Below are 18,758 nucleotides of genomic sequence, written 5' to 3'. Positions count from 1 at the left end.
ATACGGCGGGGCAAGGTGTAGTGCCATGTGTCAGGCCACAGGCACCGGCGGTATGCTTGGGATCTTGCGGGTTAGTTTGCCAGTTCCGAACGGATCTGCTGGCGCAGCACGTCGATCGGCACCACCTTGCCGTCGCGCTTGAAGCACCAATAGGTCCAGCCGTTGCACGAGGGCGCGTTTTCCAGAAACGCACCGACTTGGTGGATCGAGCCCTTGATGTTCTGGCCGATCAGGGTGCCATCGGCCCGCACCTTGGCCTTGTGCCGCTGGTTCATGCTGTAGAGCTCTTCGCCCGGGCGCAGCATACCGCGCTCGACCAGCTGGCCAAATGGAATGCGCGGCTCTGCCCGCTTGCTGGCGCTGACTTCCAGCGCCTCGCGGTCGAATTTGCGCACCTTGGCGATGCGTTTTTCAGCAACCTTGCGATAGGCTTCCTCGCGCTCGATGCCGATGAACTCGCGACCCAGCATCTTGGCCACCGCGCCGGTGGTGCCGGTGCCAAAGAACGGGTCCAGCACCACGTCGCCCGGATTGGTCGAACTGACCAGAACCCGGTGCAGCAGCGCCTCGGGCTTTTGTGTCGGGTGCGCTTTGTCGCCGTTTTCATCCTTGAGCCGCTCATGCCCGGTGCAGATCGGCATGACCCAGTCGCTGCGCATCTGCACACCTTCGTTCAGCGCCTTGAGCGCCTCGTAGTTGAACGTGTACTTGCCGCCTTCGGATTTCGAGGCCCAGATCATCGTCTCATGCGCGTTGGTGAACCGCTTGCCACGGAAATTCGGCATCGGGTTCGATTTGCGCCAGACCACGTCGTTGAGGATCCAGTACCCCGCATCCTGAAGCGCCGAGCCGACCCGGAAGATGTTGTGATAAGATCCGATCACCCAGATCGCGCCATTCGGTTTCAGCAATCGTCGCGCGGCTTTCAGCCAATCGCGGGTGAACCGGTCATAGACGGCAAAGCTGGAAAACTGATCCCAATGGTCGTCGACCGCGTCGACCTGACTGTTGTCCGGTCGGTGCAACTGGCCCTTGAGTTGCAGGTTATACGGCGGGTCCGCAAAGATCAGATCGACAGAGGCCGCAGGCAATGAATTCATCACCTCGACGCAATCGCCGGAAAGAATCGTGTTTAACGGGAGCGCTGTCGCGCCCAGAGTCTTTGTGGTCGTCATATACTGCCTCAAGTTCCACGGCGCTTTTGCGCTCATTTGGTTGAAGACAGGATGAGTCAAACCGGATTCCCGGTCAAATTCTTTTTTGAATCAGGAGGTTACAAATTACTCTTGATACAATATCTTGTGCACCGGCTTGAACGAACGCCTATGGTGTGGGGTTAGGCCAAGATGTTGGAGCGCCGCGCGATGCTCGGGTGTCGGATATCCGGCGTTCCGCTCCCAGCCATAACCGGGATGCTGTTGCGCCAAATCCACCATAACCCTGTCGCGCCATGTTTTTGCCACAATTGAGGCCGCTGCAATCGACACCGACCTTGTGTCGCCCTTGACCACCGGCTGCGCCGGAATGTCGATCCCCTGTGGGATCATGTTCCCGTCGATCAACAGAAAATCGGGCGGTGGGTCCAATGCCTCGACCGCGCGCCGCATCGCCATGTGCGAGGCGCGCAGAATGTTGTACTGTTCGATCTCATCGACCGAAGCCTCTCCGACGGCAACTTCGGCGGCTTGCCTGAGAAGGTCGTTCAACAAGCCGCGCCGCTTGCCGGTCAGCTTCTTGGAATCGTTCAGTCCTTCGGGAATAGCTTCGGCGTTCAGCACCACGGCGGCGGCCACAACCGGGCCAGCCAGTGGACCGCGCCCCACCTCGTCAACCCCCGCGATGCGGAGAAACCCACGCGCGGCAAGCGCCTTTTCAAATTCGAAATCCGGATAGATCATCTCTTTGGCAAACCGCAAATCCATCCTCAAGACAAGAGAAAATGGGCAGGAGGCACCCCCTGCCCGTGGACGCGTTTCGCGTCGGGCTGCTCGATTCAATAGTTGTAGGCGACCTTGTAGCCGTACTTGCGCAGGCAGTTGGGCTCATAGGCCGACCGGGTACGTTCGCCATTCCAATAGGCGACCTTGCACTGTTCCGGCAGGCTTTCCGAATACTTGTAGTAGCGCGACAGGCAGCGCGCCCCAAGAACCGGTCCGGCGCCGCGATACCCCTCTGCCTCGCGCAGGCACTGCGACGGCAGGTTATAGCGCGCGATGTCCTGGGGCAGCGGGCGCGGCTTAGGGTAGCCATGCCTGTTGGGTTCGGGCTGTGGGATTGGGTAGGGGTGGATCGGATTGCGCGAGACATGCTCTTCTTGCTGTCTGCGCCGCTCTTTCTTCTTGTCATAGTGGTGGATCGCGGCACCCAGAATGGCGACCGCGGCAAGACCACCCAGAATATCATGCGCGTCGGCAGCACGGGCCTGGCTGGCAGAAACACCGGTGACGGCAATGGCGGTGGATACGACGAGGGCAATGAACTTACGGTGCATGGTGAACTCCTGTTCAGTGGTGATTGGGCACCCCATCAAAGGGCGAGTTCGGGATGCCACCAACCTGGGACCGGCCCCGTCGGACAAGCAATATCGCCCCCCTGTTATCCGATATCAAAGCCCGCATCGCCCTGTTGTTATTGAATATCCCGGGTTTCGGACGCAGGATGAGCGGCATGAAACACACCGTCCCGATATTGGCCATTCTGGCCCTGTCCCTGCTTCCGGTTCCGGCCCGCGCCGCCGATTGCTATGCCGAATACAAGGCCAAGCAAGAACAACCCCTGCGTCTTCACTACGGGGTCATGCAGGTCGCCACCTGTTCCGCCGGTCAGGCCGCTCCGGAAGTCGCCACGCGCCTTCAGACTGCTGGCTGGACCCTGCTGAACGTGATCTCTGTCTTCGGTCCCGAAGGCCTGGACAAAAGGAAGGCCGATGCCGGACCCTATTTTCTCCGTTTCTGAGGCGCGCCGCTCGGGCACGCGGCTGATCGGGATGGGGATCGCGGCGATCGTGGTCATCCTGGCCACGACCGCCACCTTCCTGTTCCTTACCCTTCCCGACGCCAACGCGTTCAACGCGCGGGTCGAGCGGGTGTTTATCGAAAACGATCTGACCACCCAGGCCGAGATCCGGCTCTTGGAAATTCTCGCCCAATCGGGCACCGCCTTTGCCGATACCCTGTCGAGCTATCGCATGGTGATCTTCGTCCTGCTGGTCTTTGCCAGCGCGATGATGATCGCGGCGCTGGTGTTTTTGGCAATGCTGGTGCTGATCAACCGTCGCATGGCCCAGATCGAGCGTACGGGCATTCAGGTCACCTCGCTTCTGATCAGCCGCGAAGAGAACACCGTGTATCTCAACAACATGGAGTTCCAGCTGACTCCGGCCGCCATCGAAACCCTTGCCGTCCTGGCCGAGGCCCGGATGGATGACGAGGTGCTGTCAGGTGCCCAGATCGAAGCGGTGATTTCCGGCCGCGAGGCCGCCGATTGCGAAGAGGCGGCGGGCGCGACCCGGATCAAGCGATTGCGCGACACGCTGGGTAACCAGATGATCAGTGCGCTTTTGGTCAAGAACATCGCCAAGCGTGGCTATATGCTCGCGATCGAGAAATCCGTCATCCAGATGGTCTGAGGCTCAGTGATTGGGCGATGGTCGCCCCGGCTCGGCTTTTGCCGGTTTATTCGGTGTCCAGGCCGGGCATTTGCAGCGCGCCATGTTGTCCATGATCAGCTCGTCGCGGATATGCGGACAGCCATAGCCCGGCTGGCTGGTCATCCGACCCGGGTTTTCACGTGCCTGACATACGGCGATGCAGATGCACTGGTCGCGTGTCGGCTGCCACTGTTTCTTGTGTTGCGCAGCCAGCGGCCCGGTCAGAGCCGTGCCAAGAAGTGTCATCAGAACAAGCCGCATCCGCCAACCACCGGTAAAATCCCCGCGCGTGCCCTTGGATTCGGGATCCTGCCCGCCCATCCTTTGATAGGATGGGCAAAAAGGAGTCCGCTCATGAACGTCCATGCCACGTCGCTGGGCCAATGTTACGGCATCCGGACCGAACCGCTCAAGGGCCGTGTCGAGATATACCGCGGCAGCACCCTGCTGGCCGTGACATCCCGTGCAAGGGTGATGTACGAAACCCGGCTTTCGCCAACTGTCTACGTGCCACGCGAAGATGTCCTGGTGCGCCTTGGCGAGCGATCCGAGTTGCAGACCTTTTGTCCCTTCAAGGGCACCGCCAGTTACCAGGATCTGCTGCTGGAGGACGAGCGCGTGGAAAACGCGGTCTGGGCCTATGAAAACCCCCTGCCGGAAAGCGAGGGCATTCGCGGCCATGTCGGTTTCATGCCCGGTGCCTACACGCGGATGGACCTGGGCGAGAACGAGCTGAGCGAGGACGATCCCGGCCATATCAGCGGACCGCTGGTGGATTGGCTGATGCGCCGGGCGTCGCAAATCCGCAGCCCCGAGGCATTCACCCTGGCGCTGGCCGAAAAGATGCTGGAACACGGCATTGCCGTGTCCCGCCTGGGCGTGATGGTCTGGTCCTTGCATCCGTTGATCGCCGGCAAACATTACATCTGGGAAAAGGGCAAGACCGAGATTTCGACCTTTGCCCCGACATACGAGCTGCACGACAATCCTGCATATCAGAACAGCCCGCTGCGGCATGTCTCGAACGGGTTGGGCGGCGTGCGTCAACGGTTGAACGTCGACACTCCCGAAAACAGCTTTCCAATCATGGAAGACCTGAGGGCACAGGGGGCGACAGATTACGTCGCCATGCCGATGCCGTTTTCGGATGGCCGCACAAATGTCCTGACCCTGACCTGCGATCACCCCGACGGGTTCACCACCGCGAACCTCGGCCTGGTGTTCGAATGCACGGCGGTGATCGGGCGCTATTACGAGGTCTTCACCCAAGCCGAGAATGCCCGCGCGCTGCTGGAAACCTATGTCGGCAAGCGCACCGGCGCGCGGGTGCTGGGCGGCGATATCCGGCGCGGCGACGGCGACGATATCGACGCCGCCATCATGTTCTGCGACCTGCGCGGCTCGACCCGGCTGGAGGAGCAGATGGGTCGCGCCCGGTACATCGCTCTGCTGAACCGCTTTTTCGAAACCGTGTCGGACATCGTGCATGCACATGACGGCGAGGTTTTGAAATTCATCGGCGACGCGGTACTGGCGGTGTTTCCAAATGCCACGACGGCCGAGACCGCGCAACGAAACGCTCTGGACGCCGCGACCCGCATCGTGTCGACCCTGGCCCAAGGCACCGACGGGGCGCCGACGCTCGACTGCGCCATCGGGATTGCCTATGGCCGGGTGACCTATGGCAATGTCGGATCTCGCGAACGGCTGGATTTCACTGTGATCGGCCAGGCGGCCAATGTGGCCGCCCGTCTGGGTGACTACGGAAAATCGGCACAGCATCGGATCGTGGTGTCAGAGGACATTCGCCCGGTCTGCGGCGATTGCCTGTCCCTGGGCGCCGTGACGCTTCATAACGTGACCGATCCGGTCAGCTGTTACGCGATTGCCGCCTGAACATGTTCGGGAAACCGAGCCCGGCGCCTGCCGGAGCGACCGGCATGCCTCAGCGGAACGCGGCACCCAGAAGGGTCAGCGCATTTTGCGCGGCCGAGGTTCCGATGACCTGGCTGTTGATCTGTGCCCGCGCCAGATAGGCGATCGTGACCTTTTCCACCGTTTCGGGGTCGGTGAACTGAGAGATCGAATCCGATCCGGTCAGTGCTTGCAGCTTTTCCTTGAATATCTCGAGCTGCTGGTCGATGTCGATCCGCCCCAGCCCCGACGGCAGGCCCAGCGCGGTCTCCATCATCTGCCTGAGCGGTGGAACACCCATCAGGGAGAACCATTTCGCGTTCTCGCCCGAGCGATCTTCGGCCAGAGCCTTTAGTTCATGCTGCGCATAAAGCGCGATGCGCAGGCTTTCGTCCTGGGTGCCGATCGCTGCCTCGAAACTGGCCGCTTCGTGGCGGGCAACGATATCTTCCATGAAGGTCGCCAGCCCAGTCGTGCGGATCTCACCCGGACCCAGACCGAACGCCTTGGAAAATTCGCGGTACCGCTTGTCCGACAGCTTGTTGGCAAGCGCATCCGGCGAGGTGGTTCCATCCTCCAGGATCTTGCGGACGAAATAGGTATTGTTGATGTCGTCCTGAAGCCCGAACGCCCCGAGCGCCACTTGCAAAAGGCGCCTGTCAGACACGAGATCCTCGGCGCTTTTGACGGTACTGATCTTTTCCGTGAAATAGTCGACCTCACGGTTTCTCGCGGCGGATTTCGAGAAGCTCTGTAACTGACTGTCATATGTCCGTTGCAGGAACCGCCAGCCCGCGATCCCGTTCGAAACAAGGACGGGTTGAAAGCTCATTGCGGGCGCAGCGCCAGGATGCGCTCCTCTCGCGGCAACAGGCCACGCAGCGCCTTGAGGCACTTGTAGTAGTGTTCTGCCACCAAAGCTTCGGTCGCCTCGGACAGAATCTTGCGGCTGTCCCGATCTGTGAAAACCTGGCTCAGCTCTTCTATGCGCCGCAGCAGCGACAGTTTGGCGGCGGATGGATCACTGTCGCCCGACAGGATCAACTGCGCCGCGTAACACACGCGGCGCACCGGGGTCGTCGCTTCCTCGGGGTGGATGGCATCGCGCAGGCGCAGGATGTTCGCGTCGGGTGTCATGATCGACAACCTGCCACGACGATCTCCGTTTTCAATCACCGCTCCGTTGATCAGCACCCGTTCCTTGGGAGCGAGTTTCAGGACAAGGCCGCTCATGCTGCCGACCCTCCGTTGCGAAGGCCGCGCAACACGGCCGTGTTGATTTCCAAAAGCGGTCGGACGGACGCTTCGCGGCGAAGAACCTTGCTGGTATGCACCTGGGTGAATTCGGCCAAGTAGAACAACCGTCCACGCAGATCGGCAGGTAGGCTGTTGGCACTGTCGGCAACGTCGACGGCAAGAATACCCCACAGACGGTTGTTTTCGTGCAGAGCCTCGACCAGGGTACTAAACCCGGCATTGCCGCGCTTGGCCGCGTTGTGCATGCGGTGAGTGATTCTGGACAGAACCTCATATTCCATGTTCCGCGGCGTCCGGATCGGTGCGGAAGCGGCCGAATAGGCCTGGCGTGCCTGAAGAAGCGCGTTCACGTGATGTCCTTACTGTTGGGAGATGTCTGCAGGGGAGGCCGGGGCAAAACTGCCCCGGCCTGAACGCTTAGCGGAACAGCGACAGGATCGACTGCGGCGCCTGGTTGGCGATAGACAGCGACTGAACCGCCAGCTGCTGCTGGACCTGAAGCGCCTGCAAGCGCGCCGAGACCTCTTCCATATCTGCATCCACCATCGAACCGATGCCCGATTTGAGCGAGTCGGTCAGGTTCGAGATGAAGGTCTTTTGCGTCTCGATCCGCCCCTGGACCGAACCAAAGGCCGCAGCTGCGTCGATTGACGTACCGATCAGGGTTTCGATCGAGCCCAGAGCCGCTGCCGCACCTGCCGAGTTCGATACGTCGATTGCAGCCAGCGCGCCCAAACCACCCGAGTTTGCATTGGTGAACTGGCCTGACACGTGCAGACTGTCAGTACCGCCATTGGTGATCACCAGCCGGCCCGAGTTTGCAGCGTTATAGTCGACCGTAACATTCGCGCCAGAGGCTTCGATAGCCGCCTTCATCCCAACCGCGATCACATCCGCCGCCGAGGTCGACGCGATATCTTCGGCGGTGACAGTATAACTCACCTCGGTATCGCCCAGACGGAGCGTGAAGCTGTCGCCTGCAGCATAGGCGGCGGTACCGTGCGGCTCGAACTCAATCTGACCGTTATCGTCGGTACCGCCATTAGCATCCAGTGAGAAACCAAAGCTATCCTGTCCATCCGCCGACACACCATCGGTGTTCGTCGCATCGAACACTGCTTTGGCGGCGTAACCCCCTGTAGAGAGGTTCTGACCGGCCACAGTAATCGATGAGGCGGTCACGTTCCCCGCATTGTCACGGTCGAGTGAGGCCAGGATCGAAGCCGAGGCGGCTGTTCCGTCAACAAGGTTCAGCCCGTTGAACTGGGCCGCGCCCACGACGGCCGCAATCTGATCCTTGAGTGCGGTGACGTCGGCGTTGATCTTATTGCGATCGACGTTGTCCTCTTGTGCGGCGACGATCTTGCCCTTCATCTGGGTCAGCAGATCGGTCACCGTTTCGGCCGCGTTTCGGGCTACGGCGACGGTCGATTCACCCAGGCTCAGGCTGTCCTTGATCGCCTTGAAACCCTTGACGTCGGATTCCATCACTTTCGAAATGGCCCAAACGGCCGAGTTGTCTTTGGCGGTAGCCACGTTCTTGCCGGTAGAGATGGCGTTTTGGGTCTGACCCAAGTTCATGTTGACCGACTTGAGGGTCTGCAGCGCAACCATGGCGCCATTGTTCGTCAGAATGCTGGACATAGCATCATCCTTTGATCTTGTGGGCCTTTGGCCCGGGTTTGCATCCGCCCGTTCAGGCGTTCGGAAACGTCTTTCTGACGAGTGCGAAAGTCCGGGATCCGGTCTCGCGCCACACTCATTCCGAGGTGCGAGGCCACCATTGCCCTTGATCTCCTAATGGATCGCTAAAACGCCGCCGCCCCATTCAGCGAATTTGACTCAATTCCAACTCAGGCGCGTTTTTCCATCTGCGAACTGTGCGTGGCGCTAAACCGGTGCTTTTGTCCGGCGCTGTCATAAGTTTCGAGCCCCTGACGCACCCGGCGCAACTCGGCCATACGGTTTGCAACCGAACGAATCCCATCCAAAGCGCTGTTCAACAGCGCCTGGTTGCGGGTCACCTTCCTGTGCAGCGGCTCAAGTTGCTCGGGCGTCAGGTCGACGGATGCATTAATCTGCGCAACCAGCCTTTCCTTCTCGTCCGTCATGGAGCCAAGCTGATCCAACTCGCCACTGACAAGCGCGGTCCGCTCCAAATCGAGCAGATTGTCGAGCGACGCAAGCAGCTCGTTCAGGGTGTCATGTTCCATTTTGGGTTTCCTTCAGGGCATTGAAAAAGGTTTCTGCCAGACCAATCCCGCCAGCTTGGGCTATGTGTTCGGCCTGTTGTTGGACCAGGAAGGTGGCGAACTGGTCCTCACCCGGACCACCACCAAATTCATCGCGTGCCTGCCCAAGACCAGCGGCTTTGAGCATTTCGGCAAGAAAGGCCGCCTCCAGCCGAACAGCCGCGGCGCGCAAGGGAGATGTTGCAGTGTGCTGAGAAACCACGACCGGCAACCGTGATGTGTGGGAAACTTCCATGGGGAACCTCGAAATTGTTTCGAACTTTCCCGATCAGACCGAAAAGCAGTTAAAAAAAACGTAACCGAAATGCCGCAAAGATCCACAAAGCAGCAAACGGGTTTCGCATGGCATTTTCGATTTTTTCCCAGCTTTCTTCGTCTTCCGGTGTCGGCCAGACAACCGGTAAGAGCGTGGGTCCGGCCCGCTCCGAAACCAAGGCTCGGACCGAAGATTTTTTGGGGATGTACTCATTGCAAGGCGCAATCCCAACCAGACAAGACAAGAATACCGGAGATGAAGGAAACACCCTCCAATCGTTGGCCGATGCAGAGCCGGAGAAGGAATACGACGACGGGCGTGAACCGGACCATGCCCCAGCCGAATCGCCAGTCGGAGATCATCCCGAACTGTCGCCCGGGGAACCGAATGTTCGCAAACCGACAGTTGAACAAGCTCAGGTCGGCCTGACATCTCATCAGATTACGGGGGGCTCAGCCATTGGTGACCAGGCAGGGCGATCTGAGAACCCGCTTGTCACTGGCCACAATCCATCAACGACAGCCACGCAAGGAAAGTCCTTCCACTTCCGGGCGACATTATCAGGATCATCACCCAGCAGCCAAGCGCAACAGGGTCTGTTCACCGAGCAAGGCTTGGTTTCCGAAGCGTCCGGCGCCTTGCAGACGGAAGTTAGGGCGGGACGCGCAGGTGGTACTGCCAGTGCAACCGCTTCCGTACCTAGGCAACATTCAGGCGGCTCACGGGAAACCTCGGCTTTTTCCATCGTGTCGCGGATGCCCCCGGATATCGAGACTGCTACTGTTCCCGGTGATCCACGCCGAGCCAGACCCGAACATTCCTTGCCAGACGAATCAAGTCATGCAGAAAACGGCTCGCCAAAATCGACTGTCCATTTGATCAATGCCCGTGAAAGTCATCCATGGCCTGCTTCAGGTCATCTGCTTTCCGCGCCTATGCCTCTCCAGTCGGCGCCACATGGCAGCAGAGCCAAAGCCACTGTGACCCAACCGGCCGCACCTGGCCAAGGCACTGATCCAATCCTAATGGCCCCTGCAGCCTTGTCTCTATCCAGAACGGGCACTCCCTCCTTCGGGGTGTGGTCAACAGGCGAAGCCAGAAACGCCTTGGCGCCCGCAACGGAAGACGGCTGGCTGGAAGGGAAGGTCTACTATGGCGCAGATTTTACCTTCGGCGGCAGGGAAACCCTGTACTCCGCCTATACGACAACAACATCCGTAACCCCAACGACGACCACGACTGAAACTGCGCGACAAATTGCCAACCAGATGGCGAGCGCCATTGCCGCCTCAACCGAGGCCGGAACGGTTGACATCAGGCTGGATCCCGAAGAACTCGGCTCGGTCCAGATGTCACTTAAGATACGCGACGGCAGTTTGACGATGGCAATAGTCGCCGATCGACCCGAAACCCTGGATCTTTTGAAACGCCATATTGAGCAGTTGTCCGCCGAGTTTCGAGCCATGGGGTACGGCGACGTGACTTTTAGTTTTGGCGGGTCGCAGAATGGAAATGGCACTGACCGGGGCCGAACCGAGGGACAACGCCACACTGCCCCGGAAACCTTTGAAACCCGATCTGGAGTTCAGGAACCCACCCGCCCACGCATTGCGGCAAACGGTTTGGATATAAGGCTTTGACAATGACCGCACCGATACATTCAGCAACCCAGAGCACCACGCAAACACAGCGTTCGGGACAACCCGAAACCAACAAAACCGGCGTTTCGGATTTCGACACGTTCATCCGCATGTTGACGACACAGGCTCGGTACCAAGACCCGCTGGAGCCGTTGGATTCCTCTGAATACGCGTCACAACTTGCCCAATTCTCGATGGTCGAGCAGCAAACAAAGACCAACGACACTCTTATTGCGCTGGTTCAGCAGTTAGGCGCAACGGACATGGCCCGTCTGTCCAGCTGGATTGGCAAAGAAGCGCGCGCCATTGCCCCGGCGCATTTCTCGGGTCAGCCGGTAACGGTTTCACCCGCGCCACTGGCGGCGGCAGACAAGGCTTTCATCGTCGTGCGTAACGATGACGGCGAGGTTGTCGACCGGTTCCAGGTTCCGGTCTCGGCCGAGCCTGTCGATTGGACCGGCCAGGAGGACAGTGGCGCAGCCCGGCCCGAAGGTTTGTACAGCTTTTCGATCCAAAGCTATCAGGGCGATGAGCTGTTGCTGGAAGAAGCAAGCGCCGTTTATCACCCTGTGACCGAAGCACAGATCGAAGATGGCGAAGTGATCTTGATCCTTGATGGCGGTCAGGCAATCTTGGCCTCGACGGTGACGGCGGTGCGTGCCAATGGGTAAGATGGGCGCGGTACCGTCGCCCAGGGCAATCCGGCCCGACCAAATGACCGAGGCCCACCCTGCACCAGAAAGACCAAAAACCGCCAGCAGACCTTGTCGCGGACTTGCGCGCGCGCGGCCTGTCCAGCGTCGGCGACCGGTTCGAGATTCTGTACGGTGGCCGCACCAACCGGGTCTGGCGTCTGCATGGTCATGCCGGAGATCTGGTGTTGAAACTCTACAGGACGGATTTCCACAATCCCCTGTTCCGGAACGATCCCATGTCCGAAAGGGCTTGCCTTGAACGGCTGGCCGATACCGGCCTTGCGCCGCGATTGCGCGCAACCGGGAAATATGCTGACCAGGCCTGGGCGCTTTACGATCATGCGCCGGGCGCGCCCTGGCAAGACAATACGCGCCGCGCGGCAGAAGCATTGGCCAGGCTGCACAGCCTTGAGCCGGGTATAGACCTGCCCAGCGGCCGCAACGGCAGTTGCGAACTGCTTGACCATGCCGAAGACATACTGGCTTTGTGCGCCGCCGAGGCGTGCGTTGAGCTGCAAAGATTGCGCCCGACCGGAGGCATGATTGCTCCCGGACGCACATCTTTGATCCATGGCGATCCGGTGCCGGGCAATTTGCTGATGGATGCAGACGGGGTGGTGCTGATCGACTGGCAATGTCCGGCGATCGGCGATCCGGCCGAGGATATCGCAATCTTCCTGTCCCCCGCCATGCAGCATGTCTATCGCGGCAAGGCTTTGACCATCGCCGAAGAACGCTCCTTCCTTGCCGCCTACGCGGAACCGGAGGTCACCGGTCGGTATCAGGCGCTGAAACCCTTTTTCCACTGGCGCATGGCGGCTTATTGCCTGTGGCGGGCGCAGAATGGCGCGCCTGATTATGCGCCCGCCTACCGGTTGGAGGTCGCCGCGCTGACCGAATAAGCAAGGCTCAAAGGTGGTCGGCCAGTCCAAAGGCCAGGTAGGCCGGCGGCATTACCGCGCGACGGAAGCGACCAAGGGGAAACCGCCTGAGCGGACCCTGCATGGCCAGCGGCAGATCCGCCGGTTCGCCCAGCGCCAACCGCGCCAAGGCGCGGCCCGAATAGGTGCCCATCGCAACCCCGTTGCCGTGATAGGCAAGCCCCGCGAACATGCCCGGCGACCCGGGAACTGGCCCGACATAAGGCATCAGATCCCGCGCAAGGCACACCATGCCGGACCACAGGTTTGTCGCCTCGACCCCCGCCCAGGCCGGGAACATTGCATCGAAATGACGACGCATCCGGGCGTGGATCGCCGCTTCGACTCTGGGCGAGGAAAACAAGCCACCCCGCATCCCGAACAGAAACCTCCGATCCGGCATCAGTCGGAAGTAGTGCAAGAGGTTGCGGGTGTCATAGGCCATCTGATCCGACGTCCAGCCCTGTGCCCGCAGCTCCGCATCGGTCATCGGACGGGTTACCATCACACTGGATTGCGCGGGCATATAGCGGCCCGCCAGCCAGGGCGGCATGTCCTCGCTGGAATAGCCATTGGTGCAGATCAGCACGGTTTCTGCCTCGATCCGGGCCGCAGGCGTATGCAGAACATGACCCCGTCTACCCGGCTCTATCCGGGTCACGGGGCTGTTGCGGAACTGGCGTACACCCCGCGCGGCCGCCGCAGAAGCCATCCCGAACAGATACATGCGCGGGTTCAGCGCAAATCCGACATCGCTGGTTAGCCCACCGAAGAACTGACCGTTCAGCCCATCAGCCTCCAGATCATGTTTCTCGTGCAGCCTGCCATGACCCGCGTCCGCCTCGCGCCGAAGGGACTCCATGGCGCGCGCGGAATGCGCCAGCCGCGTTTCCCCTTTGGAATGCGTATCGGCATTGATCCCGTGGCGCGCGATCAGCTCCGCGACCAGGTCGACCGCGTCCACCTCGGCCTGGTCGAACGCCCGGGCGCCATCGTCGCCAAAACGTCTGCGCTTTTGCGCATCGCTCAGCTTGGTGCCACCCAGGCAGCAGAACCCGCCATTGCGCCCCGAGGCGCCCCAACCGGGCGCCTCTGCTTCCAGCAGGGTCACCGCCACGCCGCATTCGGACAGATGCAGGGCGGCCGACATGCCCGTGAATCCGCCGCCGACAATGGCGACATCCGTCCGGATGTCGCCAGAGGCGACCGGCCAGTCCGGCGCGTCGATGGTCTCGTCCCACCAGCAAGCCTGGCGCGGCCCGGCGCCATAGGCGAAGTCAGAGAATATCCGCTTCATTGCGCGCGTGCTGCCGCCTGCTCGTCCCGTTTCTGGCGAACCAGTGCCTGTTTCGAGATCAGCGAGGCAGATATGACCCCAACCGTGACGATTCCGATCATGATCGTACTCAGCGCGTTGATTTCCGGACTGACGCCCAGACGCACGGCCGAGAAGATCTTGATCGGCAGGGTGGTTGCCGACGGGCCCGAGGTGAACGAGGCGATGACCAGATCGTCAAGCGACAGGGTAAAGGCCAACAGCCAGCCCGAGATCACCGCAGGCGCGATGATGGGCAGGGTCACCAGACGGAACGCCTCTGCCGGCGAACAGCCGAGGTCCAGCGCGGCCTCTTCCAGCGAGCGGTCGAATGTCACCAGTCGCGATGACACCACCACCGACACGTAGCACATCGAAAAGGTCGTATGAGCCAGAACGATGGTCATCACACCGCGTTCGATCCCGATGCCGATGAACAGCAGCAAGAGCGACAGGCCGGTGATCACCTCGGGCATGACGAGCGGCGCATAGATCATGCCGGAAAACAGGGTCCGACCCATGAAGCGCCCGCCGCGCACCAGCACATAGGCGCCCATGGTGCCCAGGACGGTGGCGAAAGTCGAAGACAGCACCGCGACCTTCACGGTCACCCAGGCCGCGCTCAGGAAGGCGTCGTTGCCCAGCAACTCGCCATACCACTTGGTCGAGAACCCGGCCCAGACCGTCACCAGCTTGCTTTCGTTGAAGCTGTAGACGATCAGGATGACCATCGGGATGTAGAGAAAGGCGAATCCCAGGGTCAGGGATACGGTATTGAACCAGCTCAGCCTGTTCATTGCTCCGCCTCCGCCTGTTTCTGTTGGTTGCGCTGGAACAGCACGATCGGGATCACCAGGATCAGCAGCAGGATGACTGCCACAGCCGAGGCTACCGGCCAGTCGCGGTTGGAGAAGAACTCTTCCCACAACACCTTGCCGATCATCAGCGTGCCCGATCCACCCAGCAGCGACGGGATGACGAATTCACCCAATGTCGGGATGAAGACCAGGAAACAGCCCGCGATGATGCCGGGCCGCGACAGCGGAATGGTCACCAGCCAGAATGCCTTTGCCCGTGAACAGCCCAGATCCTCGGCCGCCTCGATCAATGATCCGTCAAGACGGTCGAGGGCCGAGTAAACAGGCAGGATCATGAAGGGCAGATAGGTGTAAACGATACCGATATAGACTGCGGTATTTGTATTCAGGATGGTCAGCGGCTCGTTGATGATCCCGGTCCACAGCAGGACCTGGTTCAGATATCCCTCGTTCGACAGGATCCCCATCCAGGCATAGACCCGGATCAGGAAAGAGGTCCAGAACGGCAGGATGACCAGCATCATCAGCGTCGGGCGCCATTCCTCGGGCGCGCGGGCCATGCCATAGGCGATTGGGTAACCCACGCAGAGCGTTAGAAAGGTCGCCGAGATGGCGATCTTGAGACTGCTCAGATAGGCTTTCCAATACAGGTCGTCCTCGGTCAGAAAGACGAAGTTCTCGAAATCCAGTTCGCGGATGAACGCCATGATCCCCTCGGCCCAGTCGAACTGGGGCACATAGGGCGGGATCGAGACGGCATAGTCCGACAGCGAGATTTTGAACACGATGGCGAACGGCACCAGGAACAGCACCGTAAGCCAGGCATAGGGAATGGCGATCAGAAGAAATCTGCGCATCAGTTGGCCAGCAGAACGCCCGCCGTGGCCGTCCAGGACAGCCAGACAGTGTCTTCCCATGTAAAGGTCCGGCGCGAGATCCGGCGCGTGTTCGAGGTCTGCGCCTTGATGATCGTACCGTTGGGCAGTTCCACGTAATAGGTCGACAGGTTGCCCAGATAGGCAATGTCATGCACCCGGCCCTGCACCGCATTGGCGGCATCCTCGGGGCGTTCGGCCGTGATCGCCACCTTTTCGGGTCGAATGGCCAGATGACAGGTCTGACCGGCCGCGAACTCGTTCGACGATTTGGCCGTCAGGGGTTGCACCCCCTCGGCCCAGTCAATCCGATAGGTCTCTTCGCCTTCGGGCGTGGCACGACCCTGGATGATGTTCACGTCGCCGATGAAATCGGCAACATAGACAGAATTGGGCGTTTCATAGATGCGGTCCGGGGTCGACACCTGCATCAACTGCCCCTGATCCATCACCGCCACCCGGCTGGCGACGGTCATCGCCTCTTCCTGGTCGTGGGTCACGATGACAAAGGTGGTGCCGGTCTTTTCCTGGATGTCCATCAGTTCAAACTGCGTATCCTGACGCAGCTTCTTGTCCAGCGCCCCCAGCGGTTCGTCCAGCAGCAACAGCTTTGGCGCCTTGGCCAGCGACCGTGCCAGTGCAACCCGCTGCCGCTGCCCGCCCGAGATTTGGTGCGGCTTGCGCTTTGCGAATTTCTCCAGCCGGACCAACCGCAGCATCTCTTCGACGCGATCTTCGACATCCCGCTTGGGCATGCGGTCACGGCGCAGGCCAAAGGCGATGTTATCCCAGACCGACAGATGCGGGAACAGGGCGTAGGACTGGAACATCATGTTCACCGCCCGCTTGTTCGGCGGCACCGGGGCGATATCCTGCCCGGCCAGTTCGATCACGCCTTCGGTCGGGCTTTCGAACCCGGCCAGCATGCGCATCATGGTCGTCTTGCCACAACCCGAGGGACCGAGCAGAGCAAAGAACTCACGCTCATAAATATCCAGTGTCAGGTTGTCGATTGCAGTGAATTCACCAAACCGCTTGGTCACGTTCTTGAAACGGATCAACGGTTTCGCGTCAGGATCGTCCCAAGGCGCAAATTTCGAAGATTGCAAGGTAAGCCCCCGTCTGTCTCGTTAAAGTGGGGTAGACGCAACGGGGCAGGCCACTCGGCCCGCCCCGCAATTGATGTCGGCGATCAGGTGCCCGACTTGATCTTGGTCCACAGGCGGGTCACGGTCCGCTGCGTCTTCGCCGGATAGGGCGAGGTGGTATAGAGGTTCTGCATGGTTTCCTCGTCCGGATAGATGGCGGTATCGCCGATCACATCCTCGACCAGGAACTCTTGCGAGGCCTTGTTGCCGTTGGCGTAGTAGACATAGTTCGAGGCCGCCGCCATGTTCTGCGCGTCCATGATAAAGTTCAGGAACTTGTGCGCGGCGTCGGGATTCGGCGCGTCGACAGGGATCGCCATCTGGTCAAACCACATCAGCGACCCTTGCTTGAAGGCGTGGTATTCGATCTCGACACCGTTGTCCGCTTCGGCGGCGCGATCACGGGCCTGAAGAATGTCACCCGACCAGCCGACCGCGACGCAGATATCGCCATTGGCCAGCGCGTTGATGTATTCCGAGCTGTGGAACTTCTGAATGTAAGGCCGCACGCCCATCAGCAGCGGTTCTACCTTTTCGATCACGTCGGCTTCGTGGCTGTCCGGGTTCTCGCCCAGATACTTGAGAGCTGCCGGGATGATCTCGGTCGGTGCATCCAGGAAATGCACGCCACAGGCGGCCAGCTTTTCCATGTTCTCGGGCTTGAACACCAGATCCATGCTGTTCATCGGCGCGTCTTCGCCCAGCACTTCCTTGACCTTGCCGACGTTCACACCCAGACCGGTTGTGCCCCACATGTAGTTGATCGAATATTCGTTGCCGGGGTCGTATTGCGCAGTGCGCGATTCGATCAGGTCCCACATGTTGGCGTGGTTCGGCAGTTTCGACATGTCCAGTTTCTGGAACGCGCCGGCCTGGATCTGACGCTGAAGGAAAGTCCCGGTGGGCACCACAACGTCATAGCCGGACCCGCCGGCCAGCATCTTGGTCTCCAGAACCTCGTTGCTGTCGAACACGTCGTAGATCAACTTGATGCCGGTTTCTTCTTCGAACTTGGTCAGCAACTCTTCGTCGATGTAGTCCGACCAGTTGTAGACGCGCACCTCTTCGGCGAAGGCCGCCGATGTGGCCAGCGCCATCACCGCCGTGAGTGTCAGCGATTTAAAAGTCATTGAATGTCTCCCTGCGAGCTGGAGGGTATTTTCCCGCCTGCCTAGATTTGATCAAGTTTTGCCTTCTACGGCAACAGTGTTTATGTTTTCATCAAGTAGAACACCTGACAAGCCGTGATGTCGAAATAGGGGCAAGTCCTTTGAATATGATCAAAAAACAGGCGTCGAAACCCGTCCAACCGGACACGAAACAACCTGTTCACGAACAGGTGTACCAGACCTTGAGGGCCATGATTCTGTTCGGAGAGCTGGCTCCGGGACAGGCTGTAACCATCCAGGGACTGACTGATTCGCTCGGTGTTGGCATGACCCCTGTGCGCGAAGCGATCCGCCGCCTGATGTCCGAGGGCGCGCTGATGTTCCAGGGCAATCGCCGCATCAGTGTGCCGGTGCTGACGCAAGAGGATCTGCGCCAGGTCATTTTCGTAAGGAAATCAATCGAGGCCGAGCTTGCACGCCGCGCCGCACAGAAGATGACCCCGGCGGCGGTCGAAGCTTTGGACCATTTGGATATCGCCCTGGACCTCGCCATCGAGACCGGTGATGTCAGCGGCTATCTGAGGTCCAACTACGATTTCCACGCTTTACTCTACGCAATCGCGGATGCGCCGATTCTTACCGAGATGGCGGATCGGCTGTGGCTTCGCTTCGGTCCGTCGCTGCGGGTTGTATGCGGCCGATTCGGCACCCAGAACCTGCCCGACCGGCACAAGGAAATGCTGGATGCCCTGCGCGCCGGGGATGCCGAAGGCGTTGCGCGCGCAATGGAGCAGGACGTCGAACAAGGCATGGAACAGATGCTTGGCGTGCTGTCCGAAAACGAGGCGTGACACGATTCGATTTGACACCGAAAAATTTGATCATATTCTGTCCCCAAACCGAATTTCGC

At 60.1% G+C, this 18,758-nt stretch carries 22 protein-coding genes; 7 read left to right on the top strand and 15 right to left on the bottom strand.

The features are described 5' to 3' along the window. Nucleotides 1-71: 71 nt before the first annotated feature. From OEZ49_RS00295 to OEZ49_RS00285, 3 genes are all read right to left on the bottom strand, one after another. Nucleotides 72-1,175 carry a site-specific DNA-methyltransferase gene (locus tag OEZ49_RS00295; protein WP_263386453.1) on the bottom strand — a complete coding sequence of 368 codons (1,104 nt, stop codon included), beginning with the start codon at nucleotides 1,173-1,175 and terminating at the stop codon, nucleotides 72-74. A 105-nt stretch (nucleotides 1,176-1,280) separates the two neighbouring features. Beyond that, nucleotides 1,281-1,898 carry a ribonuclease HII gene (locus OEZ49_RS00290; protein ID WP_263386735.1) on the bottom strand — a complete coding sequence of 206 codons (618 nt, stop codon included), beginning with the start codon at nucleotides 1,896-1,898 and terminating at the stop codon, nucleotides 1,281-1,283. A gap of 95 nt (nucleotides 1,899-1,993) precedes the next feature. Then, the gene (locus OEZ49_RS00285) at nucleotides 1,994-2,491 is read right to left on the bottom strand and encodes a hypothetical protein (protein WP_263386452.1); all 498 of its coding nucleotides are present in this window, start codon (nucleotides 2,489-2,491) and stop codon (nucleotides 1,994-1,996) included. A 176-nt stretch (nucleotides 2,492-2,667) separates the two neighbouring features. Between OEZ49_RS00285 and OEZ49_RS00280 the strand changes: the two genes are divergently transcribed. Beyond that, nucleotides 2,668-2,955 carry a hypothetical protein gene (locus OEZ49_RS00280; protein ID WP_263386451.1) on the top strand — a complete coding sequence of 96 codons (288 nt, stop codon included), beginning with the start codon at nucleotides 2,668-2,670 and terminating at the stop codon, nucleotides 2,953-2,955. Next, on the top strand, nucleotides 2,927-3,628 hold the full coding sequence (locus OEZ49_RS00275; protein ID WP_263386450.1) for a winged helix-turn-helix domain-containing protein: 702 nt from the start codon (nucleotides 2,927-2,929) through the stop codon (nucleotides 3,626-3,628). Before OEZ49_RS00280 ends, OEZ49_RS00275 begins: the two co-directional genes overlap by 29 nt. A 3-nt stretch (nucleotides 3,629-3,631) precedes the next feature. Here the strand turns inward: OEZ49_RS00275 and OEZ49_RS00270 are convergent, their stop codons facing one another. After that, nucleotides 3,632-3,910 (bottom strand): hypothetical protein, encoded by a 279-nt coding sequence (locus OEZ49_RS00270; protein ID WP_263386449.1) that lies wholly within the window; start codon nucleotides 3,908-3,910, stop codon nucleotides 3,632-3,634. Between the two features lie 93 nt (nucleotides 3,911-4,003). Between OEZ49_RS00270 and OEZ49_RS00265 the strand changes: the two genes are divergently transcribed. Then, nucleotides 4,004-5,545 (top strand): DUF427 domain-containing protein, encoded by a 1,542-nt coding sequence (locus OEZ49_RS00265; RefSeq protein WP_263386448.1) that lies wholly within the window; start codon nucleotides 4,004-4,006, stop codon nucleotides 5,543-5,545. 49 nt (nucleotides 5,546-5,594) lie between these two features. On the opposite strand, the gene OEZ49_RS00260 is transcribed toward OEZ49_RS00265, so the two are convergent. The 6 genes from OEZ49_RS00260 to OEZ49_RS00235 form a co-directional block, all read right to left on the bottom strand. Next, the gene (locus OEZ49_RS00260; protein WP_263386447.1) at nucleotides 5,595-6,395 is read right to left on the bottom strand and encodes a DUF1217 domain-containing protein; all 801 of its coding nucleotides are present in this window, start codon (nucleotides 6,393-6,395) and stop codon (nucleotides 5,595-5,597) included. Continuing rightward, on the bottom strand, nucleotides 6,392-6,796 hold the full coding sequence (gene flbT, locus OEZ49_RS00255; RefSeq protein WP_263386446.1) for a flagellar biosynthesis repressor FlbT: 405 nt from the start codon (nucleotides 6,794-6,796) through the stop codon (nucleotides 6,392-6,394). The genes OEZ49_RS00260 and flbT overlap by 4 nt, the downstream gene beginning before the upstream one ends. Continuing rightward, nucleotides 6,793-7,170 carry a flagellar biosynthesis regulator FlaF gene (gene flaF, locus OEZ49_RS00250; protein ID WP_263386445.1) on the bottom strand — a complete coding sequence of 126 codons (378 nt, stop codon included), beginning with the start codon at nucleotides 7,168-7,170 and terminating at the stop codon, nucleotides 6,793-6,795. Before flaF ends, flbT begins: the two co-directional genes overlap by 4 nt. Before the next feature lie 67 nt (nucleotides 7,171-7,237). Then, nucleotides 7,238-8,464 (bottom strand): flagellin N-terminal helical domain-containing protein, encoded by a 1,227-nt coding sequence (locus OEZ49_RS00245; RefSeq protein WP_263386444.1) that lies wholly within the window; start codon nucleotides 8,462-8,464, stop codon nucleotides 7,238-7,240. Between the two features lie 209 nt (nucleotides 8,465-8,673). Continuing rightward, on the bottom strand, nucleotides 8,674-9,033 hold the full coding sequence (locus OEZ49_RS00240; protein ID WP_263386443.1) for a flagellar biosynthesis protein FlgN: 360 nt from the start codon (nucleotides 9,031-9,033) through the stop codon (nucleotides 8,674-8,676). After that, on the bottom strand, nucleotides 9,023-9,307 hold the full coding sequence (locus tag OEZ49_RS00235; RefSeq protein WP_263386442.1) for a rod-binding protein: 285 nt from the start codon (nucleotides 9,305-9,307) through the stop codon (nucleotides 9,023-9,025). The genes OEZ49_RS00240 and OEZ49_RS00235 overlap by 11 nt, the downstream gene beginning before the upstream one ends. Before the next feature lie 107 nt (nucleotides 9,308-9,414). On the opposite strand from OEZ49_RS00235, the gene fliK reads away from it, so the two are divergent. The 3 genes from fliK to OEZ49_RS00220 all read left to right on the top strand — a co-directional run bounded on the left by fliK (nucleotide 9,415) and on the right by OEZ49_RS00220 (nucleotide 12,565). Further along, nucleotides 9,415-10,968 (top strand): flagellar hook-length control protein FliK, encoded by a 1,554-nt coding sequence (fliK, locus tag OEZ49_RS00230; protein ID WP_263386441.1) that lies wholly within the window; start codon nucleotides 9,415-9,417, stop codon nucleotides 10,966-10,968. A 2-nt stretch (nucleotides 10,969-10,970) separates the two neighbouring features. After that, entirely contained in the window at nucleotides 10,971-11,639 is a 669-nt protein-coding gene (locus OEZ49_RS00225; protein WP_263386440.1) for a flagellar hook capping FlgD N-terminal domain-containing protein, read from the top strand. A gap of 104 nt (nucleotides 11,640-11,743) precedes the next feature. Beyond that, entirely contained in the window at nucleotides 11,744-12,565 is an 822-nt protein-coding gene (locus OEZ49_RS00220; protein WP_263386439.1) for a phosphotransferase enzyme family protein, read from the top strand. A gap of 7 nt (nucleotides 12,566-12,572) precedes the next feature. On the opposite strand, the gene OEZ49_RS00215 is transcribed toward OEZ49_RS00220, so the two are convergent. From OEZ49_RS00215 to OEZ49_RS00195, 5 genes are all read right to left on the bottom strand, one after another. Continuing rightward, nucleotides 12,573-13,880 carry an NAD(P)/FAD-dependent oxidoreductase gene (locus OEZ49_RS00215; RefSeq protein ID WP_263386438.1) on the bottom strand — a complete coding sequence of 436 codons (1,308 nt, stop codon included), beginning with the start codon at nucleotides 13,878-13,880 and terminating at the stop codon, nucleotides 12,573-12,575. Beyond that, on the bottom strand, nucleotides 13,877-14,695 hold the full coding sequence (locus OEZ49_RS00210; protein ID WP_164130347.1) for an ABC transporter permease: 819 nt from the start codon (nucleotides 14,693-14,695) through the stop codon (nucleotides 13,877-13,879). The genes OEZ49_RS00215 and OEZ49_RS00210 overlap by 4 nt, the downstream gene beginning before the upstream one ends. Further along, a complete protein-coding gene (locus OEZ49_RS00205) occupies nucleotides 14,692-15,573 on the bottom strand; it encodes an ABC transporter permease subunit (RefSeq protein WP_164130345.1) in 882 nt (293 codons plus the stop codon). The genes OEZ49_RS00210 and OEZ49_RS00205 overlap by 4 nt, the downstream gene beginning before the upstream one ends. Beyond that, nucleotides 15,573-16,700: an ABC transporter ATP-binding protein gene (locus OEZ49_RS00200; RefSeq protein ID WP_263386437.1), complete on the bottom strand. Its 1,128-nt coding sequence runs from the start codon at nucleotides 16,698-16,700 to the stop codon at nucleotides 15,573-15,575. Before OEZ49_RS00200 ends, OEZ49_RS00205 begins: the two co-directional genes overlap by 1 nt. 83 nt (nucleotides 16,701-16,783) lie before the next feature. Continuing rightward, a complete protein-coding gene (locus OEZ49_RS00195; protein WP_263386436.1) occupies nucleotides 16,784-17,869 on the bottom strand; it encodes a polyamine ABC transporter substrate-binding protein in 1,086 nt (361 codons plus the stop codon). Nucleotides 17,870-18,015: 146 nt separating this feature from the next. On the opposite strand from OEZ49_RS00195, the gene OEZ49_RS00190 reads away from it, so the two are divergent. Continuing rightward, nucleotides 18,016-18,699, top strand: a complete 684-nt coding sequence (locus OEZ49_RS00190) for a GntR family transcriptional regulator (protein ID WP_263386734.1) — start codon at nucleotides 18,016-18,018, stop codon at nucleotides 18,697-18,699. Nucleotides 18,700-18,758: the final 59 nt, after the last annotated feature.

This window comes from Ruegeria marisflavi (assembly GCF_025673445.1).
GTDB classification, from domain to species: domain Bacteria; phylum Pseudomonadota; class Alphaproteobacteria; order Rhodobacterales; family Rhodobacteraceae; genus Ruegeria_B; species Ruegeria_B marisflavi.
Note: the sequence above shows the minus strand (reverse complement) of the source record. Positions and strands in the feature narration are given on the sequence as shown.